At 69.3% G+C, this 22,689-nt stretch carries 27 protein-coding genes; 9 read left to right on the top strand and 18 right to left on the bottom strand.

Translation table 11 applies throughout. The annotated features are described in order from the left end of the window. Nucleotides 1–143 precede the first annotated feature (143 nt). The 3 genes from VLK66_RS16550 to VLK66_RS16540 all read left to right on the top strand — a co-directional run bounded on the left by VLK66_RS16550 (nucleotide 144) and on the right by VLK66_RS16540 (nucleotide 3,960). Complete coding sequence (locus tag VLK66_RS16550) at nucleotides 144–1,358, top strand: YihY/virulence factor BrkB family protein (RefSeq protein WP_325310560.1); 1,215 nt, start codon at nucleotides 144–146, stop codon at nucleotides 1,356–1,358. 72 nt (nucleotides 1,359–1,430) lie between these two features. Next, on the top strand, nucleotides 1,431–2,390 hold the full coding sequence (locus tag VLK66_RS16545; protein WP_325310559.1) for a hypothetical protein: 960 nt from the start codon (nucleotides 1,431–1,433) through the stop codon (nucleotides 2,388–2,390). A gap of 289 nt (nucleotides 2,391–2,679) precedes the next feature. After that, on the top strand, nucleotides 2,680–3,960 hold the full coding sequence (locus VLK66_RS16540; protein WP_325310558.1) for a M12 family metallo-peptidase: 1,281 nt from the start codon (nucleotides 2,680–2,682) through the stop codon (nucleotides 3,958–3,960). 187 nt (nucleotides 3,961–4,147) lie between these two features. Here VLK66_RS16540 and VLK66_RS16535 read toward each other — a convergent pair whose 3' ends face one another. The 16 genes from VLK66_RS16535 to VLK66_RS16460 all read right to left on the bottom strand — a co-directional run bounded on the left by VLK66_RS16535 (nucleotide 4,148) and on the right by VLK66_RS16460 (nucleotide 15,724). Next, complete coding sequence (locus tag VLK66_RS16535; RefSeq protein WP_325310557.1) at nucleotides 4,148–4,324, bottom strand: hypothetical protein; 177 nt, start codon at nucleotides 4,322–4,324, stop codon at nucleotides 4,148–4,150. A gap of 25 nt (nucleotides 4,325–4,349) precedes the next feature. Beyond that, the gene (locus tag VLK66_RS16530) at nucleotides 4,350–4,514 is read right to left on the bottom strand and encodes a hypothetical protein (protein ID WP_325310556.1); all 165 of its coding nucleotides are present in this window, start codon (nucleotides 4,512–4,514) and stop codon (nucleotides 4,350–4,352) included. A 96-nt stretch (nucleotides 4,515–4,610) separates the two neighbouring features. Further along, the gene (locus tag VLK66_RS16525) at nucleotides 4,611–4,769 is read right to left on the bottom strand and encodes a hypothetical protein (protein ID WP_325310555.1); all 159 of its coding nucleotides are present in this window, start codon (nucleotides 4,767–4,769) and stop codon (nucleotides 4,611–4,613) included. Nucleotides 4,770–4,870: 101 nt separating this feature from the next. After that, nucleotides 4,871–5,029, bottom strand: coding sequence for a hypothetical protein (locus VLK66_RS16520; RefSeq protein WP_325310554.1), 159 nt, complete (start codon nucleotides 5,027–5,029; stop codon nucleotides 4,871–4,873). A 404-nt stretch (nucleotides 5,030–5,433) separates the two neighbouring features. Beyond that, nucleotides 5,434–6,606 (bottom strand): hypothetical protein, encoded by a 1,173-nt coding sequence (locus tag VLK66_RS16515; RefSeq protein ID WP_325310553.1) that lies wholly within the window; start codon nucleotides 6,604–6,606, stop codon nucleotides 5,434–5,436. An 11-nt stretch (nucleotides 6,607–6,617) separates the two neighbouring features. Beyond that, nucleotides 6,618–8,075 (bottom strand): radical SAM/SPASM domain-containing protein, encoded by a 1,458-nt coding sequence (locus tag VLK66_RS16510; protein WP_325310552.1) that lies wholly within the window; start codon nucleotides 8,073–8,075, stop codon nucleotides 6,618–6,620. Between the two features lie 110 nt (nucleotides 8,076–8,185). Then, a complete protein-coding gene (locus VLK66_RS16505; RefSeq protein ID WP_325310551.1) occupies nucleotides 8,186–8,332 on the bottom strand; it encodes a hypothetical protein in 147 nt (48 codons plus the stop codon). A gap of 366 nt (nucleotides 8,333–8,698) precedes the next feature. Continuing rightward, on the bottom strand, nucleotides 8,699–8,848 hold the full coding sequence (locus VLK66_RS16500; RefSeq protein WP_325310550.1) for a hypothetical protein: 150 nt from the start codon (nucleotides 8,846–8,848) through the stop codon (nucleotides 8,699–8,701). 407 nt (nucleotides 8,849–9,255) lie between these two features. Then, on the bottom strand, nucleotides 9,256–9,411 hold the full coding sequence (locus VLK66_RS16495; RefSeq protein WP_325310549.1) for a hypothetical protein: 156 nt from the start codon (nucleotides 9,409–9,411) through the stop codon (nucleotides 9,256–9,258). 216 nt (nucleotides 9,412–9,627) lie between these two features. Beyond that, a complete protein-coding gene (locus VLK66_RS16490; RefSeq protein ID WP_325310548.1) occupies nucleotides 9,628–9,780 on the bottom strand; it encodes a hypothetical protein in 153 nt (50 codons plus the stop codon). 71 nt (nucleotides 9,781–9,851) lie between these two features. After that, nucleotides 9,852–10,013: a hypothetical protein gene (locus VLK66_RS16485; protein WP_325310547.1), complete on the bottom strand. Its 162-nt coding sequence runs from the start codon at nucleotides 10,011–10,013 to the stop codon at nucleotides 9,852–9,854. A gap of 293 nt (nucleotides 10,014–10,306) precedes the next feature. After that, complete coding sequence (locus VLK66_RS16480; RefSeq protein WP_325310546.1) at nucleotides 10,307–10,468, bottom strand: hypothetical protein; 162 nt, start codon at nucleotides 10,466–10,468, stop codon at nucleotides 10,307–10,309. A 298-nt stretch (nucleotides 10,469–10,766) separates the two neighbouring features. Further along, nucleotides 10,767–10,919, bottom strand: coding sequence for a hypothetical protein (locus VLK66_RS16475; RefSeq protein ID WP_325310545.1), 153 nt, complete (start codon nucleotides 10,917–10,919; stop codon nucleotides 10,767–10,769). Nucleotides 10,920–11,220: 301 nt separating this feature from the next. Then, a complete protein-coding gene (locus VLK66_RS16470; RefSeq protein ID WP_325310544.1) occupies nucleotides 11,221–13,353 on the bottom strand; it encodes a dehydrogenase E1 component subunit alpha/beta in 2,133 nt (710 codons plus the stop codon). A gap of 166 nt (nucleotides 13,354–13,519) precedes the next feature. Next, complete coding sequence (locus tag VLK66_RS16465) at nucleotides 13,520–14,656, bottom strand: hypothetical protein (RefSeq protein ID WP_325310543.1); 1,137 nt, start codon at nucleotides 14,654–14,656, stop codon at nucleotides 13,520–13,522. A 147-nt stretch (nucleotides 14,657–14,803) separates the two neighbouring features. After that, on the bottom strand, nucleotides 14,804–15,724 hold the full coding sequence (locus VLK66_RS16460) for a type II CAAX endopeptidase family protein (protein ID WP_325310542.1): 921 nt from the start codon (nucleotides 15,722–15,724) through the stop codon (nucleotides 14,804–14,806). A gap of 347 nt (nucleotides 15,725–16,071) precedes the next feature. Between VLK66_RS16460 and VLK66_RS16455 the strand changes: the two genes are divergently transcribed. The 4 genes from VLK66_RS16455 to VLK66_RS16440 all read left to right on the top strand — a co-directional run bounded on the left by VLK66_RS16455 (nucleotide 16,072) and on the right by VLK66_RS16440 (nucleotide 18,902). Beyond that, nucleotides 16,072–17,028, top strand: a complete 957-nt coding sequence (locus tag VLK66_RS16455) for an MBL fold metallo-hydrolase (protein WP_325310541.1) — start codon at nucleotides 16,072–16,074, stop codon at nucleotides 17,026–17,028. Between the two features lie 18 nt (nucleotides 17,029–17,046). Further along, nucleotides 17,047–17,445 carry a type II secretion system protein GspG gene (locus VLK66_RS16450; protein WP_325310540.1) on the top strand — a complete coding sequence of 133 codons (399 nt, stop codon included), beginning with the start codon at nucleotides 17,047–17,049 and terminating at the stop codon, nucleotides 17,443–17,445. 181 nt (nucleotides 17,446–17,626) lie between these two features. Continuing rightward, a complete protein-coding gene (coaE, locus tag VLK66_RS16445; RefSeq protein WP_325310539.1) occupies nucleotides 17,627–18,241 on the top strand; it encodes a dephospho-CoA kinase in 615 nt (204 codons plus the stop codon). Then, nucleotides 18,234–18,902, top strand: coding sequence for a PHP domain-containing protein (locus tag VLK66_RS16440; RefSeq protein ID WP_325310538.1), 669 nt, complete (start codon nucleotides 18,234–18,236; stop codon nucleotides 18,900–18,902). Before coaE ends, VLK66_RS16440 begins: the two co-directional genes overlap by 8 nt. A gap of 55 nt (nucleotides 18,903–18,957) precedes the next feature. On the opposite strand, the gene VLK66_RS16435 is transcribed toward VLK66_RS16440, so the two are convergent. After that, nucleotides 18,958–19,164: an AbrB/MazE/SpoVT family DNA-binding domain-containing protein gene (locus tag VLK66_RS16435; protein ID WP_325310537.1), complete on the bottom strand. Its 207-nt coding sequence runs from the start codon at nucleotides 19,162–19,164 to the stop codon at nucleotides 18,958–18,960. A 38-nt stretch (nucleotides 19,165–19,202) separates the two neighbouring features. Between VLK66_RS16435 and VLK66_RS16430 the strand changes: the two genes are divergently transcribed. Further along, nucleotides 19,203–19,883, top strand: coding sequence for an endonuclease/exonuclease/phosphatase family protein (locus VLK66_RS16430; protein WP_325310536.1), 681 nt, complete (start codon nucleotides 19,203–19,205; stop codon nucleotides 19,881–19,883). 79 nt (nucleotides 19,884–19,962) lie between these two features. Here the strand turns inward: VLK66_RS16430 and VLK66_RS16425 are convergent, their stop codons facing one another. Beyond that, nucleotides 19,963–20,382, bottom strand: coding sequence for a hypothetical protein (locus VLK66_RS16425; RefSeq protein WP_325310535.1), 420 nt, complete (start codon nucleotides 20,380–20,382; stop codon nucleotides 19,963–19,965). A gap of 278 nt (nucleotides 20,383–20,660) precedes the next feature. Here VLK66_RS16425 and VLK66_RS16420 point away from each other — a divergent pair, with 278 nt between their 5' ends. Beyond that, complete coding sequence (locus VLK66_RS16420) at nucleotides 20,661–22,604, top strand: pyridoxal phosphate-dependent decarboxylase family protein (RefSeq protein WP_325310534.1); 1,944 nt, start codon at nucleotides 20,661–20,663, stop codon at nucleotides 22,602–22,604. The last annotated feature ends 85 nt before the right edge of the window (nucleotides 22,605–22,689 follow it).

Below are 22,689 nucleotides of genomic sequence, written 5' to 3'. Positions count from 1 at the left end.
CTCCGCGTCTCCGCGTGAGATCCCTCGAGATCTGGAGACTCGGAGAAGTCCGTTTCGTCGCTGATGCAAAGGTTGGAACCGCCTTTGCAAACGCTCCGCGGGCTCGGAAGCGAATGACGGGAACGGCGGCGGAAAGGTGACGGATGAAGCTGAGCGGAAAAGAAGCATTCCAGCTGCTGAAGAAGTCGGCGAAGGACTTCGGCGAGGACGAGTGCCCCACCTCGGCGGCGGCGCTCGCGTACTCCACCGTCTTCGCCCTGCCGCCGCTGCTGATCCTGATCCTGATGCTGGTGGGCGCCTTTGTCAGCCGCGAGCAGGTGCAGGAGGCGATGAGCGGGCAGATGGGGAGCATGGTGGGCCCGGACGGCGCGAAGACGATCCAGACCATGCTCACCCAGGCCAAGCAGCCCGGCGGCGGCGCGCTCGCCACGATCATGGGGATCGTGGCGCTGGTGCTGGGCGCCACCGGGGCGTTCATGCAGCTGCAGGGCGCGCTGAACCGCGCCTGGGAGGTGAGGCCCGACCCGAACGCCGGCGGGCTGAAGAACTTCATCTTCAAGCGCCTGCTGTCGGTGGGAATGGTGCTGGTGATCGCCTTCCTGCTGCTGGTGTCGCTGGCGCTGAGCGCCGCGCTCACGGCGGTGGGCGGCGCGGTGAGCTCGCTGATCCCCGGCGCGTCCAGCGTGGTCGTGGGCATCCTGCAGACGCTGGTCTCGCTCGCGGTGGTCACGCTCCTGTTCAGCGCCATCTTCTACGTCCTTCCCGACGCGAAGATCGCGTGGAAGGACGTGTGGGTGGGCGGGCTGGTGACCGCGATCCTGTTCGAGATCGGCAAGTGGGCCATCGGCCTGTACCTGGGGAACAGCAACCCGGGGAAGGCGTACGGCGCGGCGGGGTCGCTGGCGGTGCTCCTGGTGTGGATCTACTACACGGCCATGATCGTGCTCTTCGGCGCCGAGTTCACGGAGACGTGGGCCACCGAGCGCGGGTCGGGGATCGAGCCCGAGGAGGGCGCGGTGTGGCGCGAGGATGCGTCCGGCGGCAAGGGGAAGACCGGGGAGGGGGAGAAGGATTCCGGCAGCTCCGCGCGCGGCGGCCAGCGGGAGAGCGCGCTCAGGCGCGAGGACGTGTCGAAGCGCGCCGAGGCCGCCGCGAAGAAGGACCGCGCGCCGGACTCGTCGCCCGGCAACCAGAGCGGCCTTCCCGGCGGCGGCGTGGGGCGGCGCGAGGCGGTGGGCGGCTCCGGCATCCATCCCGTCTCCGCCGGCACGGCGCCGAAGAACGCCGAGACGCGCACCCCCGCCGACATCGCCGATCCCGACGCAGGAGCGGGGGAGGACGACGAGCGCCGGCGGTGACGCGGCATCCCCGCGTCTCCGCGTGAGACCCGCTTCGATTGAAAGACGCAGAGATTTCCGATCGCGCCCCGCTTGGACTATCCCGGCGGGGCGCGTAGCTTTCCGGCGCCGTCCATCTCCCGCCCCATCCCCATCCCCATCCCCATCCCCCAACGCCGCCCGATGCAGAGCCCCGCACCCGAATCTCCCGATCCCCAGCCGCAGACCGGGCCGCCCGGCGAGGCGCGGCGGATCGAGCTGAAGTACCGCGCGTGGAACCGGGCGCAGCCGCCGCGGCGCATCCGCATGGCTATCCCCGGCTGGGCGGGGGAGCTGCAGCCGGCGGAAGACGGGGCGACGCCGCAGCCGTGGCACTGCCGCCCCTTCGCCGACGCGTCCACGTACGGAATCGAGCTGGTGTACGCCTTCGAGACCGAGTGCCGGGTGACGCGCGAGGATGGCGCCATCCGCTTCGACGGCGACTTCTCGGGCGAGATCGCGCGGGCGGCGGAGCGGGGGGAGAAGGTGGAGGTGCCGTTCGGGGCGTTCGCGCCGCACCACTACGGGATGACGACGGCGATCGACATCCTGCCGCCGCCGGGGCACGTGCTGCGGGTGGAGCCGCACCCGCGCTTCTTCACCGACACCACGGGCGAGGTGCCCGCCGCGGTGCCGGGGCACATCGAGCGCTTCTGGCCGCGGATGTTCTTCGCGGTCTTCAAGGCGCCGCGCCCGGGCGAGACGCACGTGTTCCGCCCCGGCGAGCCGTTCGCGCAGCTGCTGGTGGTGCCCGCGTCGGCCGGCTACACGCTCACGCCGATGGAGGAGGAGGAGGCGGAGGAAAGGCGGACGCAGGAACAGCAGGTATCGTCGCTGAAGTGGCTGCTGGCGAAGCACATCTGGCGCGCGGACAGCGGGCTGTGGTTCGACGACACCTACAAGCAGCTCCAGCGCATCCACCGCGCGTCGGGGCCGGACGGCGTGCGCACGCACCTGCGCACCCTGGCCGTGCTCGCGCGCATGGGCGGCACCGGTACGGATCCGCGGGGATGATGGATGGCACGTGGAGACATTGAGCACCTTTAGAGACAAGGATAGATTAAAGGTCGTTTCTCCCGGGGAACTGTCTGCTTCGATGCATTGGAGCCCATAAAACAAGTTGTTGCCTCAGATCGGTGCGGTCCGCCCCGGGCTGCATCGCCACCTGCGTACACATGTTTACGCACGGTTTCGGCTAAAACCTGCATCTCCAGAGAGTTGGCGCGCGCGGAGCGGAATGGCCTGGAGGATGCCTTCAGCGTGGCTGCTCCTTCCAGCCCACCCCACTCCTGGAGTCGTACCGATGAAAGCACCGCTCGTGCTGGTCCTCGCCGCATCCGTCGGTCTGGCCGCGTGCCAGAGCGACGACATCACCCGCCCCGCCGACACCTCGATGAGCGCCGCCGCGGCAGGCCAGCAGGACCTGCTCACCCTGGTTCCCCAGGCCGCGCTCGACAACGTGCAGGCCGGCCGCCTCGCCGCCATCCGCAACCGCCCGAGCACCGCCGAGGTGCACCTGGCGCGCATCGCGGCGGCGCCGGGCCAGCTCCTGCGGCAGGGGAGCGTCCTGCGCCTGGGCGTGGCGCCGGGGCTGCAGGTGGTGGCCACCGGCGAGCACGCCACGCAGCGTGCCGCGCAGGACATCTCCTGGTCCGGGCCCATCCGCGGAGGCTACGGCTGGGTGCAGCTGGTGATGATGGACGGCGAGGTGACGGCCACGGTGACCGTGGGCCAGACGCAGTACAGCATCGAGCCGATCGGCAACGGGCTGCACGCCGTGTCGAAGATCGACCAGAGCGGCTTCCCGCCGGAGCACACGCCCGACAACCCCAGCGGCGCGCTGACCACGCAGATGAGCGACGCCGCCGGCCGGATCCAGGCGTCGCGCGTTTCCGGCGCCCTGAGCGCGACGGCGCTCACCACCATCAACGTCATGGTGGTGTACACCGCCTCGGCCGCGTCGGCGGCGGGCAACATCACCAGCAAGATCCAGCTCGCGGTGGATGAGACCAACCAGTCGTACGCGAACAGCGGGATCAACATCTCCTTCAACCGCGTGTACACCGGCCAGGTCACGTACAGCGAGGCCGGCCGCAGCTTCTCGCAGCACGTGAGCGCGCTGCAGAGCACCACCGACGGCATCATGGACAACGTCCACACGCTGCGGAACACCTACGCGGCCGACCTGGTGATGCTGGTGGTGAACGACACCGAGGCGTGCGGCCAGGCCGCGGCGATCAAGGCGACCGCCAGCTCGGCCTTCGCCACGGCGGACCAGAGCTGCATCACCGGCTACTACTCGTTCGGCCACGAGCTGGGCCACCTGCAGGGCGCCCGGCACGACCGCTTCGTGGACGGCACCCTCACGCCGTACCAGTACGGCCACGGCTACATCCCGTCCACCAAGAACTGGCGGACGATCATGGCGTACGGGAACAACTGCGCCAACTGCACGCGCATCCAGTGGTGGTCGAACCCGCTCAAGACCTACCCGGCCACGGGGCAGGTGATGGGGACCACCGCGTACGAGGACAACGCGCGGGTGCTGAACCTGACGGCGCCCACGGTGGCGGCCTTCCGGTAAGCCGCACCACGCCCGGCAACGACCAGCCCCGCCCGGAGCACATCCGGGCGGGGCTGGTTGCTTGCTGACGATCGGTGGATCAACCGCGTCGATCAGGAGACGGGTTCACGCAGAGCAGCGGAGAACAGAGAATCTGTCTCTGCTCCTCTGCTTTTCTGCATGAGCCCGTCTTTGCCCGATGGCGAATTCACCCGCCGTTCAGGCCGATGGTCGGCGCGCAGTTGTGGTCCAGCGAGCACGCGACTCCGCAGTTCGCGTTGGGCTCGTTGTCGATCCCGCCCGCAGCGTCGTCCAGCTCGTGCACCGCGAGCGGCTCGTCGGGCGCACGGTCCGGCGGGTCGGGGTGTGGCGTCGGCTTTCGCATGGGTCCGCCTTCGTGGGCGCGTGGCTCAGATGGCGCTCGCGGCGGCCTTGCAGCCGCTGTTCACGGTGCAGGCGTACACGCAGTTGGTGTTGTCGCCTTCCACGCCGCCGGCCACCACCTCGAGCTCGTCCACCGAAAGCTCGTCGTCGTGCGCGGCCGCCGGAATCCTGTCGTCGTCGGGTCTGGACATGCTCCTCCTGGGGAAAGACGGCCGGGCGCGGCCGCGGCGTGATGTGCGTGCGCGCTTCCGCCGCCGGGTGCGGGCGGGGAGGCGCGCCGACCCTCGTCAGGCCAGGAGCGGCGGCTTGCAGCTGTTGTTGACCGTGCAGGCTTCCACGCAGTTGGTGTTGTCGCCTTCCACGCCGCCTGCCACCACCTCGAGCTCGTCCACCGTAAGCTCGTCTTCATGCGCGGCGGCCAGGGGCCGGTCGTCGGGTCTGGACATGCTCCTCCTTGGGGAAAAGTCGGCCGGACGCGGCCGCGGCGTGGATGTGCGTGCGTGCCTCCGCCGCCCGGGTGCGGGCGGGGGAGGCGCGCGGGCCTTCGTCAGGCCAGGAGCGGCGGCTTGCAGCTGCTGTTGCTGGTGCAGCTCTGCGAGCAGTTGGTGTTGTCGCCCTCGATGCCGCCGGCGGCGGACTCGAGCTCCTCGACCGACAGCTCGTCGGAGTCCTGCGGGGCGGGTTCGCGGTCCTTGCGGTCGGCCATGGCTTCCTCCGATGGCGGGAGTGTTGGGAGAGCAGGACGGAAAGGTCCTGTCCGGGTGATGCAAAGGCACGCCTCGTACCGGTTTCCGCGTCGAACGCAAGCAGTTCAGCCGCAACTGCTTACGCCTGAACGTACCGCGCGGGGACGCACCTTTCCCCGGCGCTCCGCATCTAACCGATAGAGCGGCGGGTCTATCCATCGGAGCACCCCTCGTGGCGACCCGGATCTCGAAAAACCGATCCTCACGCGGAGACGCGGAGACGCAGAGAACTACGGGTCCTCCGCGTCTCCGCGTCTCCGCGTGAGATTACGGGATCATGGAGGGAGAAGGGATGACGGAGACGCGAAAAGGCCCGGGAGCGAGCCCGGGCCTTTTCTCCGCGTGCTGATTGCCGCGCCGGCGCTCAGTACGCGAACTGGTCCAGCAGCTCGTCGAAGAGCGTTTCGATCTCCAGGTCCTCGACGGGGCCGCCCTTGCGGAACTTGGCGTAGCGCGTGGTGGCTTCGAGCCGCGACAGCTCGTCCGTCCACCGCGCGTGCTCGGCGTCGTCAGGAATCCCGGCCAGGAGCCGCAGCGCCTCGATCTCCAGCACCTGGTCGCCGCCGGCGCGGGCACCCTCCAGCATGGCCCGCCCGACGCTTCCCGCGTGCTCGTGGCTCCCCGCCTCGCGCAGGGTGCACCCCAGCCGGTTCAGCACGTACACGGTGTTCAGGTCGCCCCGTACCTCGGGGGAGAGCTGCACCACCACGCCGGCCATCTGCGCGAGCAGCCCCGTGGCGCGCTCGGTCTGGCCGGCGGCCAGCAGCGCCTCGCCGCGGCGCACCCGGAACACCGCGCGGTGCCATCCGCTGGTCTGGCGCTCGGCGGACAGCGCCACCTCGTGCGCCTCCTCGGGATCGCCCAGGCGCGCGAGGGCCACCACCGCCGCCTCGTCGCCCACGCGCTGCAGGGTGGGGCGGGTGTCGTCGGCCAGGGCGGCCCGGAAGGCCATGATCTCGTCCCAGCGGCGGTTCAGCAGGAGCGCACGGAAGGTGTCCATCACCCGCACCGTCTCCAGGAACGCCTCGAACTCCTCGCGCGTGGGCGTCACGGCCGCCCACGCGCCCGAGTCGATGCGCGCGCACCCGGCCATCAGCTCGCCGTCGCGCGCGTACTGGGCCAGCGCCCCGAAGCGCGCCACGGCCGCCTCCCACTGGCCGCGCAGCACCTCCAGCCGCCCCAGGTTCACCCAGGGCTGGGCCGCGTAGGCGTTCAGCCCCGGGTCGCCCAGCACGCGAGCGCGCCGGGCGTGCCACTCGATCTGCGTTTCGCACAGGGTGCCGGCCAGCGTGCCGCGCCCCAGGTGCGCGGCCATCAGCGCCGCGTTGTTGCCGATGGAGCCGACCTCGCCGGCCAGGTTGCGCGCGTCCAGCCCGGCGGCGCGCGCGGTCTCCAGCCGGCCCATCAGCTCCACCGCCCAGTCCACCAGCGGCTTGCGGCCGATGCGGTCGGTGGGGCTCAGGAGCACCGCGCCCGGGACGGTTGCGGCCGCCGGGGCCGCGGCGCGCGGCGGGGCGGGGGAAAGGGTGGCGGTCATGGGCGCGCTCCTCAGACGGGCTGGGGTTCGGCGGCGCGCGCCGCGGCGGCCTCGGCCATGTCGGCCATGGTGAAGCGCATCTCGCGCTTCAGGTTGCTCTTCACCGTGCAGCAGGTGCGCGTTCCGCTGGTCACCCGCGACAGCGGGCAGTGGCCGCCCTGGCACCCCGGAAGGACGTGGCAGCTCTGGCACATGGCGTCGGTCTCGAAGTGGGGGTTCACCCACTTGCTCATGTTCAGGTCGTCCAGCTCCAGCGAGCCGTCGGGGTGCAGCTGCCCCACGCGGTTCTCGGGCATGTCGTACAGCGCGATCGTGCACTTCATCAGCTGACCGGTGGCGCCCACGATCAGGTTGAAGGGGCGCGCGGCGTAGCACACCTGGCTGCCCAGCGTGGCGATCTCGCGGATCCCCGCCTCCTGGCCCAGCTGCAGCTGCTTGGCCCGCTCCTGCAGCTCGCGCATGTAGGTGCGGCTGTCGGTGGTGCCGCAGGTGTCCAGGTTGGCGTCGTTGGCGCCGCCCCACTTGCCCACCGCGCGGAAGCGCATGCGGAAGCGCGTGTCGCCGCCGAACTCCTCGCTCATGGCCTCGAGGAAGGGCCCCAGCTTGGGGAAGTTGCTGCGGTCGAAGTTCACGCGCAGGTCCACGCCGAACTCCTCGCCGCGGCGCTCGCGCAGCGAGCGCAGGTTGTCGAGGATGGTGGAGAAGGTGCCGCTGCCGTCGCGCCCCACGCGCTTGCAGTCGTGCTCCTCGGCCAGCCCGTCGAGCGTGATCTGGAAGTTGCGGCACCCCCACTCCAGCAGGTGTGTGGCGCGCTCCTCGGTCAGGAGGTACGCGTTGGTGGTCATGTGCTGGCCGTAGCGGATCCCGTGTTCGTCGCAGGTCTTGCGGAAGTAGGGCGACAGATCGCTCACCGCGTCCCAGCCGTACAGCGGCTCGCCGCCGAACCACGAGACGCTGAACTCCTTCAGCCGCGGCGCGCGCTGGTCCAGCAGCGCCTTGATCCCCTGCCGCGTCTCGGGGGTCATGGTGCCGCGCTCGAACTTCTCGTAGCAGTACACGCAGCGGAAGTTGCAGTCCTCGCTGGCCAGCAGGATCAGCTGCAGGGTGTCCTGCCGCCACTGGTCGTTGGCGTAGCGGTAGCGGAAGATGTCCAGCTCGTTCACGCCCTCGCGCACCAGGTAGCCGCGGCGCGTCAGGTACTCGCCCGCCTTGCCCAGCGGCTCGCGGACCCCTTCCACCGACAGCGCCTCGAGCACGCGGTCGCGGTCCTTGGGGGCGAAGACGCTGATCGTGCCGTTCAGCGTGTTCCACAGCATCAGCCGGCCGTCGTCGCCGACCGCGCGCGCGTTGTAGCGCGAGGGGACCCAGCGCTGCGCGGCCTTGTAGCGCAGCTGCACCAGGGATGTCGTGGCGAGGGCGGTACCGTTGCGGTCGTGCGGGGACTCGAACATGTCGGTGGTCGGCGTCATCACTCGTCATCTCCTGGTTCGTTGGGTCGCCGCCCGGCGCGCATCGCCCGGCGCCCTCTCCACCTTCGCCCGGGCATGGCGCCCGGGCGAAGGTGCGGCACCGTCCCGCGTCAGCCGAGAGCGGGCTCGCGGCCGCAGTTGCTGTTGGACGTGCAGCCCTGCGAGCAGTTGGTGTTGTCGCCGATGATGCCGCCGGCGGCGTCCTCGAGCTCCTCGACCGACAGCTCGTCTTCGCGGATGTCCTTGGGGTCGGCCATGTGTGCCTCCGGGTGTGGGAGAGATAATGAGACGGGTGAGCCTGCGGGGGGAACCGGGAGGCAGGCGTTGTGCCGTTTCCCGCCCCTTTTACAAGCGCTTCCGCCGCACTCACTTGCGCCGCGCACGCCTCCGTCCGGCGCGGCTCTCCCACGGCGCCCGGCGTCTACGGATAGACCGGGGGCTCTACTCGCCCGTGCCGGTGCTCCATCGTGTTCGAAGGTGTCTGTATTGCTCCCCCGCGCGTGCGCCGGTGCGATTCCGCACTTCCCGAACTGCCTCCCGGCCGCCTCACCGAGTACATTCCTCTCGCCTCCGCCGCTATGCGCACCCGCTACGCCGCGGCGGTGGCGGAGAAACCGACCTGGTCACTGAGGATCTACTGTGGGAAGGCAGCCCTGGGTGCAGTTGGTGTTGATGGTGCAGTGGAGGTTGTCACCGTCTCCGCCTGCTGCTGCTTCGAGTTCTTCGACGCTCAGCTCCCCGTCTTCGGCGCGGAACTCCTTGGGGTCGGACATGCATTCCTCCACTGATAGGGTTGAGTGGGATCGTACCGTCGGGGACATACTTGAGCATATCATGCGCCATTTGGGTCATTCGATTGAAGTACGTGCGGGGCGGCCCATTACGCGTTTTCTGCCAATGAATTGCGAATTGGCCCATAGAGTTCTGCTGCCTGTTGTAGACCAAAGGCTCTATCGCGGTAGTGCCACACCGCTACACACAGGCATGCAGGATTGTTGGCACAAACCGACGGGGATCGTGGGCGGGGCGAGATCACTTCTGAGCGAACAGGGGGTTACCGCAAATAGACACATAGAATTACTCACAATGTCCAGAAAGCCCAGCGGCCCCGCGCATCCGTGGATGCGCGGGGCCGCTGGTCGCGCGCGCGCGCCCTCGCGCGCGATGCTGCTTCTGAGCCTTACAACGCCTGGGCGGAGCAGCCGCCGCTGCAGTTGGTGTTCGACGTACAGGCCTGCGTGCAGTTGGTGTTGTCGCCCTCGACGCCACCGGCCACGGTGTCGAGCTCGTCGACGGACAGCTCGTCGTCGTCGCGCAGATTCATGGGCTCGGACATGGTGCCTCCATTCGCGGTGATAGATGTGCAGGATGACCGCGGCGGGGGAAGGCACGAGACATACCGGTTCCTGCCAAACCGCGATGTTGTTGCAGGATAGGAGTTTGCGCGGACGGGGCCGCACCCGGCGCGGATCGCGGATGCGCGCCGGGCGTCTACCGGTAGACCGGACGCTCTATCGTCCCGGGCCCGGGCGTCGCGCCGCGGCCATCTCCGTCATAGCGTGGCGGCCTGGCAGCTGGCTCCGTTCGGAGGGGGCGGATCGCAGACGCAGTTGATGTTCGGCTCGATGCTCCCTCCGGCGGCCGAATCGAGCTCGTCGACCGAAATCTCCTTCTCCTCTTCCCGCGGTTCCTCTGGATCGGCCATGATCGCCTCCGGAGCGAAATGAAAACCGCCGCACGGCGGGAGCCGGGCGGCGGAGCGACGCGCGGAGGCCGTTACGCGTAGATCGGTCCCTGGGTCGGTTCCTTGACGACCGGGCCGCAGCTGCTGTTCGACGTGCAGCTCTGCGAGCAGTTGGTGTTGTCGCCCAGCCCGCCTGCCGCCGCGTCGAGCTCTTCCACCGACAGTTCGTCGTCGCGCCTGGGATCGTCGGCCATGGGTGCCTCCGTTTGCGGTGATGAGATGTGCATCCCTCTGCGTCCGGAAGAAGGCACGAGGCATACCGTCCGGGCCCGAATCGCCAGGCCAGTGCAGGGCAATAACTTGCGCCGATTCGACAATATCCTTGAGCGATCGGGGACGCGCGCCGGGGGTCTACCCGTAGACCGGATGCTCTATCGCGGGGGCCCCGCCTCCACCTTCGCGCGAGCGGAGAAGCCGTTCCACCGCCGGTAGAAACGAGAACCGCCGCCCGGCGGGAGCCGGGCGGCGGAGCGACGCGCTGGCGGCGTTACACCCAGACCGGTCCCGTGGTGGGTTCCTTGGTCCCGCCGCAGTTCGAGTTCGAGGTGCAGCCCTGCGAGCAGTTGGTGTTGTCGCCGATCACGCCGCCGGCCACGCTGTCGAGCTCTTCCACCGACAGTTCGTCTTCGCGCCTGGGATCGTCAGCCATGGGTGCCTCCGTTTGCGGTGATGAGATGTGCATCCGTCTGCGTCCGGAGGAAGGCACGAGGCATACCGTTCGCGCCCCGATTCGCCAGGCCGGTACCGGGCATGAACTTGTGCCGATTGCGACCATATTCTTGGGGGTCGTCGTGGCTCGCGCCGGAGATCTAACCATAGACCCGATGCTCTATCGCGAGGGCCCCGCCTCCACCTTTTTCGCGAGCGGAGAAGCCGTTCCATCGCCCGATAGAAACGAGAACCGCCGCCCGGCGCGAGCCGGGCGGCGGTGTGCACGCGTGCGGAGGTTACACCCAGATCGGTTCCTTGGTCCCGCCGCAGTTCGTGTTCGAGGTGCAGCTCTGCGAGCAGTTGGTGTTGTCGCCCTCGACGCCGCCGGCGACCGTGTCGAGCTCCTCCACGGACAGTTCGTCGTCGTGCGCGTTCCTGGGATCGGACATGAGGTGCCTCCAGGGTAGAGATTCCACCGGGTGAACGTCCCTCTGGAAGGCAGGCTGCATACCGTTTTTCACCCTGTGGGCTAAGTCCCTGCGTTGCAAACCATTTGCGTGGATTCCGGGCCGGATCTCCAGGAACGGCGGCGAGGGGCGGGGATTCTATCCATAGAAGGCGCGCTCTATCGCCAGCGCTCCCGTTCCAGCACCGTCAGGCATCTCCCGGCAGCGACCAGCCCCGCCCGGAGCGCGTCCGGGCGGGGCTGATTGCGTTCTGTCGATCGATCAGGATGAGCCGATCAGGCGATCAGAACTCCTTCACCTGCTGGATGGCCTTGAACACGTCCTCGGGCTCGGGAAGAATGGCGCGCTCCACCTGCGGCGCGTAGGCCACCCACGTGTCCAGCGAGGCCACGCGCTTCACCGGCGCGTCCAGCCAGGGGAACAGCTCGTCGGCGATGCGGGCGGCGATCTCGCTGCCGATCCCCCAGCTGAGCGAGTCCTCGTGCGCCACGATCACGCGGTTGGTGCGCTTCACGCTCCCGGCGATCGATTCCATGTCGAACGGGCTGAGCGTGCGCAGGTCGATGACCTCGGTGCTGATCCCCATCTGCTCCTCGGCCATCTTCGCCGCCACCACCGAGCGCTGCACCAGCGCCCCGCAGGCGACGACGGTCACGTCGGTCCCCTGGCGCACCGTGCGGGCCTTGCCGAAGGGGATCATGAAGTTGGCGCCCGGATACACGCCCTTGTTGTAGACTTGGCGGTACAGGTGCTTGTGTTCCAGGAAGAGCACCGGGTCCTCGCTGCGGATGGCCGTGCGCAGCAGCCCGGCCGCGTCCATCGCGGTGGAGGGGAGGACCACGCGGAGGCCGGGGCAGTGCGCGAAGATCGACTCGCCGGTCTGCGAGTGGTAGATGGCGCCGCCCTTCAGGTACCCGCCGTAGGTCACGCGGATGACCACGGGCGAGGCGTAGGTGTTGTTGGACCGGTAGCGCATGGTCGCGAGCTCGTCGCGGATCTGCATCATGGCCGGCCAGATGTAGTCGAAGAACTGGATCTCGACCACGGGCTTGAGCCCCCGCACCGCCATCCCCACCGCGCGGCCCACGATGTTGGCCTCGGCCAGCGGCGAGTTGAACACGCGCGTGCCGCCGAACTCGCGCTGCAGGCCGGCGGTCACCTTGAACACGCCGCCCTTTCCCTTCACCTGCTCCAGGATCTCCTCGCGCGAGCAGTCGGCCACGTCCTCGCCGAAGACCACGATGCGCGGGTCGCGCCGCATCTCGTCCTTCAGCGTGGCGTTGATCAGGTCGACCATCGTGGTCTCGTTCCCGCTGAAGCGCGGGTCGTCCTCGGTGTCGAACTGCTCGGCCGTGGGGTCCACGTCGGGCGAGAACAGGTAGCGCATGGCCGTCGACGGGTCCGGCTGCGGCGACTGGAGCGCCTCGTCGGTGGCCGCCTGCACCGCGGCGTTCACCTCGGCCTCCACCTGCTTGAGATCATCCTCCGTGGCGTACCCCAGCTCCTGCAGGAGCGCGGCGCAGCGGACCAGCGGGTCGCGCTTCTGCTCCTCGGTGCGCATGGCGTCGGTCTTGTAGAACTTCTCGTCGTCCGACAGCGAGTGCGAGTAGGGGCGGATGACCCTGGCGTGCACCAGCGCCGGGCCCTGGCGCGTGCGGCAGTACTCCGCCGCGCGCCCGATGGCCTCGTAGCTGTCCACCACGTCGGTGCCGTCGCAGGTCTGGATGAAGAGCCCCGGGAAGCCCGACACCAGCTTGCTGATGCTGCCGCCCGCGGTGTTCACCTCGACGGGGACGGAGATGGCGTACTCGTTGTCCTCGACGATGTAGAGGACGGGGAGCTTCAGGTTGCAGGCGGTGTTCAGGCTCTCCCAGAACTCGCCCTCGCTGGTGGTTCCGTCGCCCGTCGTCACCCAGACGATGTCGTCGTCCTTCGCGCGCGTGGTCTCGATCAGCGGCTCGCCCACCTTCAGCGCGCGGACGCCCGCCTCGGCGGTGCCCACGGCCTGCAGGAACTGCGTCCCGGTCGGAGACGACGTGCTGACGATGTTCAGGTGCGGATGGCCCCAGTGGCTGGGCATCTGCCGCCCGCCGGAGCCGATGTCGGCCTCGGCGCCCACGGCCTGCAGCATCTGCTCGAGCGGCGTCATCCCCAGCGCCAGGCAGAAGGCGCGGTCGCGGTAGTAGAAGTAGAACCAGTCGTAGCCGGGGCGGGCGTGCGCGGCCGCGGCCACCTGGATGCCCTCGTGGCCGGCGCCGGAGATCTGGAAGAAGATCTTGTTCTGCTGCTTGAGCTGGATCTCCTTGTCGTCCAGCCGCCGCGCCAGGAGCATGGTGCGGTAGAAGCCGAGCAGGGTGCTGCGGTCCAGCGAGGTGGCCGGCTCCGCCCTGGGCTTCCTGCGGGTCGTGGTCGCCATTCGTCTGCTGATCCTGAGATTGTTCAACGACCGGCCAGAGTCCCGGCCGGGCCCGTTCACTGTAGTGAGTTAGACCAGTACCAACATACCCCGCGTGCAGGTCAGGGGCCAGTAGCGGCGGTGCTCTGATCAAGGTCCCTGGCAGTGGTAGCGCGGCCTCACAGAGCTACTCTAACCACTCTATCTCGTAGGTTGCTCCGGCGGGGGAGTAGAGGCGCACTCCGGAGTCCGTGTGAACTGATCGCCAATCACGCTCAGCAATATTTTCAAGTACTTGGTCCGGAAGATCACGATACCTTTGGTAGCGCGTGACTGCCTCGAGGGCATCGAGCGGTAACTCACCGCTGAAGCGTACGCCTCGGTACGCGCGAAGTGCTCTCGGAAGGGGTGTCGCCCATCGAATATCTCGTTGAACGCGGATCGTGTTGTCTATTACGGTTCGACCGGCCGCACGGCTCTGATCGATGTCGATTCGTAACGCGGTATCCAGCCGCTCCGGAGCCTCTCGGACATACGAGAGACTTGCCGCCGTTGCCGAAAGCTCAAAAACGGCGAGCTCCTTTGCAAAGGAAACCTGCTCTGTGCTACGGCGAATCTCTCCCTCGGAGTATTTGCGGAGTTCTTGTCGGGAGTCGGGCTTCTCTGGATCATGTACAGCGATAAGGGGCTGCTCGGTCTGCTCGTATTGTGGGATGTAGACTCCGACCACGAGTTGATGGATCAGGCGCTGGGCTCCGAGTGCGGTCAGACTTCGCTTCTGGGGCGTTCCTCGCGCCAGCGCTCGACGCAACTCTGCCTGCGACGTCTGAGTTCCTTTGCACTCGACAACGCTGATTGCACCCGTCGCATCGTAAGCGATGTAGTCGGGGGATTTTGCCGGACCGCGCTTGGCTTGGCGCCGAAGGAGCCACTGACCGCGCTCGAGTACGTTGACGACGTACAGCGTGTCGGCATACCTGCGGAAATTCAGCAGATGCTGTAAGACCCATGTTCCGAATCCCACCCCGAAGTCGTCGCTTGCAACGGTTTTCTGATGTGGATCAATGTGGGTCCATTCGCGACGCAATCGGGTCACGCCACCAGGAAGGAATGCAGGATAATACCTCAGCCATGCCCAACAGTCTGCTAATGTGAACCCATGCAATGCTGGCGGGCGTGTCCAGATGCCTGCGAAAAGCAGTGCGGCATCAAGATCGATGTCGATCGACCCTTGCCGCGCTGCGGCAACCAGTGCACCCGGCGGCGGAACGTTGCCCCAAGTTGCAGGGTCAATCTCAAACCGAATCGGACGGTAGTCAGGCATCCCTTAAGAGGGTAGCTAGGTGGAGATCCGAGCGGGTAGAACGCCCTCTCGACGAACGCTCGTATTGGACTAACTCACAAACTCGTTTTCGCAACTGTGCCCCGGCCCGGTGTTTTCGCAAGGGCGAACTGCGGTACGCACCCGGCGTCACGAACCAGTGGCCCGCGAACGCCCGCGCCGCGCGATAAGCAGCACGGCGCCCAGCACCACCACCAGCGCCACGAACGCGAGCCACCCATCCACCAGCTTCCGCGTCCCCCAGAAGACCGGGTCGACGCCGGGGACGGCCTTCGTCAGGTAGCCGTAGAACTTCAGCCAGAAGATCCAGCCGGCGTGGATGCCGATGGAGGTGAGGATGTCGCCGGTGAAGTGGTAGGCGAGCGCGAGCACGCACCCGGCCAGCGTCAGGTTCAGGAACGCGGGGACCAGGCCGCCCGACTGCGCCATCCCGCCGAGCATCGTCGGCAGCACGCGCAGGCCGCTGAGCCAGCCGATCTGCGGGGGGTTGGCCGGACGCGCCATGAAGTGGACGATGGCGTAGATGGCGCTGCTGGCCACCAGCGCCGCGCCCCACGGCATCGCGCGCCTCAGCCCGCCGAAGATGGCGCCGCGGAAGAGCAGCTCCTCGATCACCGCCACCGCGAGCGCCGTCGCCAGCGCGCCGGCGAAGTGGCCGGCCAGCTGCCCCGGCGTGCGCGGGCTCAGCGCGCGTCCGCCCGCCGCCAGCGCGACCCCGCACACCGCCGCGAGCGAGACGAAGCCCAGCGCGAACCCCGCGGCCACGCGCCGCCAGCGGATGGCGCGCGGGTCCAGCCCCACGTCCGCCCAGCGCCGGATGCCCGACGCGCGGACGTAGAAGGGAACGCCGACCAGCGCCACCAGCAGCAGCGAGCGGTTCACCACGCGCGCGAACGACGTCCGCGCCAGCTTCGTCCCCGGCGCGACCGCCTGCAGCGCGTGGTACAGCCACGGCGCCAGCAGCGCCCCGCCGATGAAGACGGCGATCAGGAACAGCACGAGCGCCAGCAGCGGCCGCCCGGTGCGGCCGTTCTCGGAAGATCGAGTCACGTGCGATGAATTCGGGATGGAAGCCCGGTCGGCTGTGCTTCGTGAGCCAACCATAGACGCGGACGCCGGTTGCGGTTCCGCGCCCCCTCGGGAGGCGATCGGCGCGAGACGGACGCCGCCAACCGCCGCCGGGCCGGCATCCCCAGGAGTCGGGAATCTTACCATTCCCGCGGCTGTCCCGTAATGTTCGGCAGGTGGATTGTGCTCACCGCGCGGCGCTCATGGAGCGGTTTCCGCGATTTTCCTTGTGTCCCGCTGCAAGGCAGGTCCATATTTCGTCCGATCCCACCGCAACCCAGTCCCCACCGGCTCCCCGCGCGCCCGCGGCCGCGCGGGTCGCGCCGGAGGTGTGGCGCATCACCACCCCCATGCCCGGCCGCCCGCCGGAGGTACACGCGTACCTCGCCCGGCTGGACGCCGGGTGGATGCTGGTGGACGGCGGATTGGGGACGGAGGAGGCCTGGGCCGCGCTCGAGGCCGGCGTCCGCGAGGCGGCGGGGGGATGGAGATCGGTGTCGGTGCACGTGGTGACGCACATGCACATGGACCACGTGGGGCTGGCCGCCCGCGTCCGCGAGGCCAGCGGCGCGCCGGTGCTGATGGGCCGCCTGGATGCCGAGCGAATGGCGCACGCCGCCGCGCACCCCGACGACGAGGCCGCCTACCGCCGCGACCTCTTCCGCCGCTGCGGAGCCCCGGCCGACTGGATCGACGCGGTCGAGAGCGGCCATGCGCGGGCCCGTCCTCTCGCCCCGCCGGTCACGGTGGACGGGGTGCTGGACGGGGAAGCGGGCGACCTGTTCGGCGCGGCGGGGTGGCGGTTCGCGTGGACGCCGGGGCACACCGCGGGGCACATCTCCCTGCACCGCCCGATGGACGGCGTGCTGATCGCGGGGGATGCGGTCCTCCCGCGCATCACCCCCACGCTGGGCGTGAACCGGCAGCGCGCGGACCCGGTGGGCGACTACGTGGCGGCGCTGGACCGGCTGGAGGCGCTGGGCGCGCGCCTCATCCTCCCCGGCCACGGCGACCCGGTGGCGGACGGCGGCGCCCGCATCGGCGAGCTGCGCGCCGCCGCCGGGGGCGAGACGGAGACGGTGGCCGCGCTGGTGGACGAATCTCCCGCCACACCGTGGGAGCTGGTGGAGCGCCGCTATCCCGGGCGCGAGATGGGCGCCGCCACGCGGATGCTGGCGCTGCGCGAAACGCTGGCGCACCTGGACCGGCTGGCGGGCGCCGGGCGGGTGGCGCGCGAGCGGGGCGGGGACGGAGCCGAGCGCTTCCGGCGGATGCCGGCGGGCTGACACACGGAGCGAAAGTCGATGATCCAGAAGCTTTTCCTGCTGCTGCTGGTGGGCGTGGCCGCGGTGGTGATGGTGCCGCAGCTCCGCGCCAGGGTGTGGCCCAAGGTGCAGCCGGCGCTGAACCCGCTGTACGAGTGGAGCGCCAAGAACCGGGTGAACGAGATCCGCGAGCTGGTGAAGCGCGCCGACGCGCAGGGGCACACCGTGCCGCCCGGCAACGGCTTCGCGCACTTCGTGGACAGCGAGGACCTGACGGAGAACGCGTCTCAGGACCCGTGGGGAAACCCGTACTACATCGTCTTCAGCGGCACCACCTTCCAGATCGGGTCGGCGGGGAAGGACCGCGAGGCGGGCACGGCCGACGACATCCTCTCCAACCCCGACGCGGTGACGCACGCGCCGGAGCGGAGGTTCTAGAACAGATAGTCCTGAGTGCCAAGTCCTAAGTCCTAAGTAAGTGCTGAGTGCTGAGTGCGCCCGGGCGCGAAGTCTGCTTTCTCCACTTAGGACTTAGGACTTAGGACTTAGGACTTAGGACTTGGCACTCAGCACTCAGCACTTCGTTGGAAACGAGAATGGGGATGGGAGGCGAGGGACGATGCTGAAGGTGGGCTTGACGGGGAACATCGCCGCGGGGAAGAGCACCGTGGCCAGCGTCTGGCGCGGGCTGGGGGCCACCGTGATCGACGCCGACGAGCTGGCGCGGCGCGCGGTGGACCCGGGCACGCCGGCCTTCGCCGCCATTGCCGCGGAGTGGAACGAGGTGGTGGAGCCGGGCGGCGGGCTGGACCGCGCGGCGCTGCGCCGCATCGTGTTTTCCGACCCCGACGCGCGCGAGCGGCTGGAGCAGATCGTCCACCCCGCCGTCGCGGCGCTCCGCGGCGAGCTGTACGCCGAGGCCGAGGCGCGCGGCGACCGGGTGATCGTGGCCGACATCCCCCTGCTGTTCGAGGTGGGGCTGGTGGACGAGTTCGACGTGGTGGTGCTGGTGGACGCGACCGAGGAGGTGCGGCTGGCGCGGCTGGTGGGCGACCGCGGGCTGGATCCCGAGGAGGCGCGCCGCATCATCGCCGCGCAGATGCCGGCGGAGCTGAAGCGCGCCCGCGCCGACTTCGTGATCGAGAACACCGGCACCGTGGAGGAGGTGGAGCGGCGCGCCCGCGAGGTGTGGCTGGAGCTGCAGATCCAGTCGGCGGAGCGCGCGCGTGGCTGAGGGCGGCCGGCTGCGGGTGGAGATGCACTGCCACACCCGCGCCTCGAAAGACTCGCTGAACCCCTACGACGGCATCCTCCCGGCGATGGACGCGGCCGGGATCGACCGGCTGATCGTGACCGACCACGACCGCGTGGACGGCGCGCTGCGGATGCACAGTCTGGCGCCGGACCGCATCATCGTGGGCGAGGAGGTGCGCACGAAGGAGGGGCCGGACCTGATCGGCATCTTCCTGACCGAGCTGATCCCCAGGTACACGCCCATGCGCGAGACCTGCGAGCGGATCCGCGCGCAGGGCGGCATCGTCTACGTTCCCCATCCCTTCGACACGCGCCGCCGCGGCGGCGGCGAGCTGCTGGACGGGATCGCCGATCTGGTGGACGTGGTGGAGGCGCACAACGCCCGCACCTTCAAGCCCGAGGTGAACCAGCAGGGCGAGGCGTGGGGGCGCGAGCACGGCAAGCTGCTGGGCGCCGGGAGCGACGCGCACACGCTGGGGGAGATCGGCACCGCGTACGTGGAGGTGCCGCCGTTCGAACCCGACCGCGACTCGTTCCTGGCCGCGCTGGCGAGCGCCACCCTCGTGCGCGGCACCTCGCCCTTCCGCGTCACCGTCTACTCCACGTACGCAAACCTCCGCAAGAAGATCGTGCCGGAGTGAGGGCGGAGGCGCGGAATCGAATCGTCGATTCCCCGCCTTCTTGCGTCATCCGACATCAAAGCCGGTCGGGCTCGCGCTCAAAGTCGATGTTCATCCCCGACAAAAACCCGCGGAGTTTGCGCGGATCCCGGGCAGGAACGAGTGTGATCCCGGTCGCCGTAGCGGCGATCACGAGTTCGTCCCCCGGGCTGATCCCGAGCTTCCGGCAGAGTTCCGGCGGCAGCGAAAGCTCGTAGCCGGGCGATATCGTCACGGTCTTCACCGCGGCCTCCTCCCCGGTTTCGATCTCCCAAGGTAGTCGTGCGCATCGTCACCTGGAACTGCTGCCGCGGGCCGTTCGCGGCGAAGACGGCGTTCCTGCGCGAGCTGGCGCCGGACGTCGCCGTCGTGCAGGAGTGCGCGCGGCCGGCGGAGGAATCCGAGCGGGTACGATGGATCGGGGAGAACCCGCGGCAGGGGATCGCGGTGATGGCGGGGGAGGGATGGGCGGTCGATCCGGTCGAGGCCGATGCGGCGCTGCCGAGGTGGATCGTGCCCTTCCGCGTCAGCGGACCAATCAGCTTCACGCTGATTGCCGTGTGGGCGATGCCGGACCGGGGGAGCTACTCGCGCGCGGTCTGCCACGGCATCGACGCGCTTTCGGGACTCATCACCAGCGGGCCGGCGGTGATGGCGGGCGACTTCAACGCGAACCCCGTCTTCGACCGCAAGCGCCTGCGGTGGACGTACGCGGCGATCGAGGCGCGGCTGCACGCGCTGGGGCTGGCCAGCGCCTACCACGAATTCCATCGCGAGCCGCCGGGCGGGGAGTCGCGCGCCACGTACTACCACATGTGGCGGCCGGACCTCGCGTATCACCTCGACTACTGCTTCGTCCCGCGCGAGTGGCTGCCATCGATCCGCGACGTACGCGTCGGCTCGTTCGACGGGTGGCGCGGGCGCAGCGACCACCGGCCTGTCGTGGTGGATCTGCATCCGTGAACAGACACGGAGGCACGGAGGACTGCATGCGAGTCCTCCGTGCCTCCTTCGATGTCCGCTGGCTCGGCGTGGCGACGGGTTACGAGACGATCGCCAGCACGACGTGGATGACCCAGATCATCGAGACGAGGATCACCGGCATGAGGGTGAGGCCCACGGCGAAGATGAGGCCCTGCCGGAAAAGGAGCGGCCCCACGTCCGGCGCGCGCCGCCCCCACACCGCACGCGCGGCGAGCTCCAGGAGCCAGCCCATCGTGTAGCACGCGTTCGCCGCCACCGCGTATGCCGCCGCGAACGCGAGCATCGGCAGGGCCTGGGGCGCGCCCATGGTGTGCGGCGGGAGCAGGAGGAAGAGCGAGACGCACGCGAGCGTCGCCAGCCCGGTGGCGCCCACGACCTTGTTGAACAGCAGGCGCCGCGACTCCCACCAGCGCAGCGTGGACAGCGGCGTGCGCCGCAGGTCCGGCACGGGATACAGCACTTCCACCAGCTGGGACATCGATCACCTCCACCCGATCTCGTGTTTCCGTTCGACTGGCCGAAGAGTAGCCGGTCTCCCATCGTCCGTCAAGTACTTTGTGTTGCAGAGTCGATACCGTGGGACATTCATCGGCCTGGATGCGTGAAGCGCCAGCCGGGATCTCGATCCTCCTTCCGCTTCTCCGACCCTCCGTGCGATCCACCTGCTTTTCATCGGCCCGAAAACGTCTGCGGTTTACGCTGGGTGCGGGCGGCGCTAGGTTCGTCGCCTCACATCCAGATCGAGTGAAAGCGACGATGACGGACTACAGCGATTCCCCGCGACGCGAGGCCCCGGTGGACCTCGCGTCGGTGTTTCTGGGGCCCAAGGCCGAGAACGCCGACGTCTTCGAGCGGCTGCTGCTGGAGGCGGTGCGCGACCATGTATTCTGGCGGCGCAACTTCCACCCCGAGGACGGCTTCGAGGTGACCGAGGCGGAGAAGCGCACGCCGGCGTACGAGCGCTCCATCACCACGCTGGCGCAGGAGCTGATGGGGCTGCTGGGCGAGCTTAAGGCCGGCGTGCCCTTCTTCAGCCCGCGCTACATCGGGCACATGAGCAGCGACCTGACCATGGCCAGCCTGGTGGGGTACTTCGCCACCATGCTGTACAACCCCAACAACGTGGCGGCCGAAGCCAGCCCGGTGACCACGCGGATGGAGCTGGAGGTGGCCGGGCAGCTGGCGCGGATGATCGGGTACGACCCGGCGCGGCAGTGGGGGCACCTGACCTCGGGCGGCACGGTGGCCAACTTCGAGGCGCTGTGGGTCGCGCGGAACGTGAAGTATCTCCCCGTGGCCGTGCGCTGGGCGGCCGACGAGCTGGGGCTGGCCGGCATCGGCGTGCGGCTGCCGGGCGGCGAGGGCGCGGACCTGCGGGCGATGGACCTGTGGCAGCTGCTGAACGTGGCGCCCGAGGCGTCGCTGGACCTGCTGGAGCACTTCCGCGACCGGGTGGGCGACGGGATGGCGGCGGCGAACGCGGTGACGCGGCACTCGCTGGCGGGGCTGGGCTACCAGGAGTTCGGGCGCCGCCTGGCCACGCAGTTCGGCGACGCCTTTCCGCCCGCGGCGGTGCTGGTTCCGTCCACCGCGCACTATTCGTGGGAGAAGATCTGCCGCGCGCTGGGGATTGGCGGGGCGCAGCTGGTGCACGTGCCGGTGGACGCGCGCTTCCGCATGGATCCGGACGCGCTGCGGTCCACGCTCGGCACGCTGGCCGGGCGCCGCCAGCCGGTGATCGCCTGCGTCTCGGTGATCGGGACGACGGAGGAGAGCGCGGTGGACCGGCTGGATCTCGTGGCCGAGGTGCGCGACGAGGCGGCGCGGCGGCACGGGATCGCCTTTCATCTCCATGCCGACGCCGCGTGGGGCGGCTACGCGGCGTCGATCACCCGCGGCGCCGACGGCGAGCGGCGGAGCTACGAGCGCGCGCTGGCCGACTACGCGCCGGAGCCGTGGCCGCAGGAGGGGGTGTACCGCGCGCTGGTGGCGCTGGAGCGGACCGACTCGGTGACCATCGACCCGCACAAGCTGGGGTTCATTCCCTATCCGGCCGGCGCGGTGAGCTTTCGCGACCTGCGCGTGCGCGACCTGGTGGCGGTGGAGGCGCCGTACGTCTTCCACGCGGGCGGGAGCGACGCGTCGTACATCGGCCGCTTCATCTTCGAGGGATCGAAGCCCGGCGCGGCGGCCGCGGCGGTGTGGATGAGCCACAAGGTGCTGCCGCCGGACGCGCGCGGGTACGGCCGGCTGGTGGGCGAGACGGCGCGCGGCGCGCTCCTCCTGCACCGCCGCATCGCCGCGGGCGACTGGGCGCCGTTCCGGCTGGTGGCGCTCCCGGAGCCGGACCTGAACATCGTCTGCTTCGCCATCGGCCACCCGTCCCTCGTCTCGCTGGAGGAGACCAACGCGCTGGCGGACCGCGTCTACGGGGCCATGAGCGTTTCCGCCGGGCGGTCGGCGCGCGACCTGGAGTACGTGGTGACGAAGACGGTGCTGCGCGCGCACGAGTACGGCCGCGCGGCGGAGCCCGTCGTGCGCGAGTTGGGCTTCACGTACGACGACTACGAGCGCGCGGGCGGCGTGGGCGTGATCCGCTGCACGGTGATGGATCCGTTCTTCGCCGCGCGGCGGGGGAAGGAGGACTTCGTGGCCGGCTTCGCGAAGGCGCTGAGGAAGGTGCTGGAGCAGGTGCTCTGAACGGCAATCTCACGCAGAGACGCAGAGACGCAGAGACGCAGAGACGCAGAGAGCTCATCATCGAGCCGAATGGAAAGTCGCGGGC

This window comes from Longimicrobium sp. (assembly GCF_035474595.1).
Taxonomy (GTDB): domain Bacteria; phylum Gemmatimonadota; class Gemmatimonadetes; order Longimicrobiales; family Longimicrobiaceae; genus Longimicrobium.
This window is presented reverse-complemented; position numbering and strand designations above follow the sequence as displayed.

Excerpts from the sequence above, each read along its gene's own strand:
- VLK66_RS16550 (WP_325310560.1), top strand. The coding sequence starts at position 144 with ATGAAGCTGAGCGGAAAAGAAGCATTCCAGCTGCTGAAGAAGTCGGCG.
- VLK66_RS16540 (WP_325310558.1), top strand. The coding sequence starts at position 2,680 with ATGAAAGCACCGCTCGTGCTGGTCCTCGCCGCATCCGTCGGTCTGGCC.
- VLK66_RS16535 (WP_325310557.1), bottom strand. The coding sequence starts at position 4,324 with ATGCGAAAGCCGACGCCACACCCCGACCCGCCGGACCGTGCGCCCGAC.
- VLK66_RS16530 (WP_325310556.1), bottom strand. The coding sequence starts at position 4,514 with ATGTCCAGACCCGACGACGACAGGATTCCGGCGGCCGCGCACGACGAC.
- VLK66_RS16525 (WP_325310555.1), bottom strand. The coding sequence starts at position 4,769 with ATGTCCAGACCCGACGACCGGCCCCTGGCCGCCGCGCATGAAGACGAG.
- VLK66_RS16520 (WP_325310554.1), bottom strand. The coding sequence starts at position 5,029 with ATGGCCGACCGCAAGGACCGCGAACCCGCCCCGCAGGACTCCGACGAG.
- VLK66_RS16515 (WP_325310553.1), bottom strand. The coding sequence starts at position 6,606 with ATGACCGCCACCCTTTCCCCCGCCCCGCCGCGCGCCGCGGCCCCGGCG.
- VLK66_RS16510 (WP_325310552.1), bottom strand. The coding sequence starts at position 8,075 with ATGACGCCGACCACCGACATGTTCGAGTCCCCGCACGACCGCAACGGT.
- VLK66_RS16505 (WP_325310551.1), bottom strand. The coding sequence starts at position 8,332 with ATGGCCGACCCCAAGGACATCCGCGAAGACGAGCTGTCGGTCGAGGAG.
- VLK66_RS16500 (WP_325310550.1), bottom strand. The coding sequence starts at position 8,848 with ATGTCCGACCCCAAGGAGTTCCGCGCCGAAGACGGGGAGCTGAGCGTC.
- VLK66_RS16495 (WP_325310549.1), bottom strand. The coding sequence starts at position 9,411 with ATGTCCGAGCCCATGAATCTGCGCGACGACGACGAGCTGTCCGTCGAC.
- VLK66_RS16490 (WP_325310548.1), bottom strand. The coding sequence starts at position 9,780 with ATGGCCGATCCAGAGGAACCGCGGGAAGAGGAGAAGGAGATTTCGGTC.
- VLK66_RS16485 (WP_325310547.1), bottom strand. The coding sequence starts at position 10,013 with ATGGCCGACGATCCCAGGCGCGACGACGAACTGTCGGTGGAAGAGCTC.
- VLK66_RS16480 (WP_325310546.1), bottom strand. The coding sequence starts at position 10,468 with ATGGCTGACGATCCCAGGCGCGAAGACGAACTGTCGGTGGAAGAGCTC.
- VLK66_RS16475 (WP_325310545.1), bottom strand. The coding sequence starts at position 10,919 with ATGTCCGATCCCAGGAACGCGCACGACGACGAACTGTCCGTGGAGGAG.
- VLK66_RS16470 (WP_325310544.1), bottom strand. The coding sequence starts at position 13,353 with ATGGCGACCACGACCCGCAGGAAGCCCAGGGCGGAGCCGGCCACCTCG.
- VLK66_RS16465 (WP_325310543.1), bottom strand. The coding sequence starts at position 14,656 with ATGCCTGACTACCGTCCGATTCGGTTTGAGATTGACCCTGCAACTTGG.
- VLK66_RS16450 (WP_325310540.1), top strand. The coding sequence starts at position 17,047 with ATGATCCAGAAGCTTTTCCTGCTGCTGCTGGTGGGCGTGGCCGCGGTG.
- coaE (WP_325310539.1), top strand. The coding sequence starts at position 17,627 with ATGCTGAAGGTGGGCTTGACGGGGAACATCGCCGCGGGGAAGAGCACC.
- VLK66_RS16425 (WP_325310535.1), bottom strand. The coding sequence starts at position 20,382 with ATGTCCCAGCTGGTGGAAGTGCTGTATCCCGTGCCGGACCTGCGGCGC.
- VLK66_RS16420 (WP_325310534.1), top strand. The coding sequence starts at position 20,661 with ATGACGGACTACAGCGATTCCCCGCGACGCGAGGCCCCGGTGGACCTC.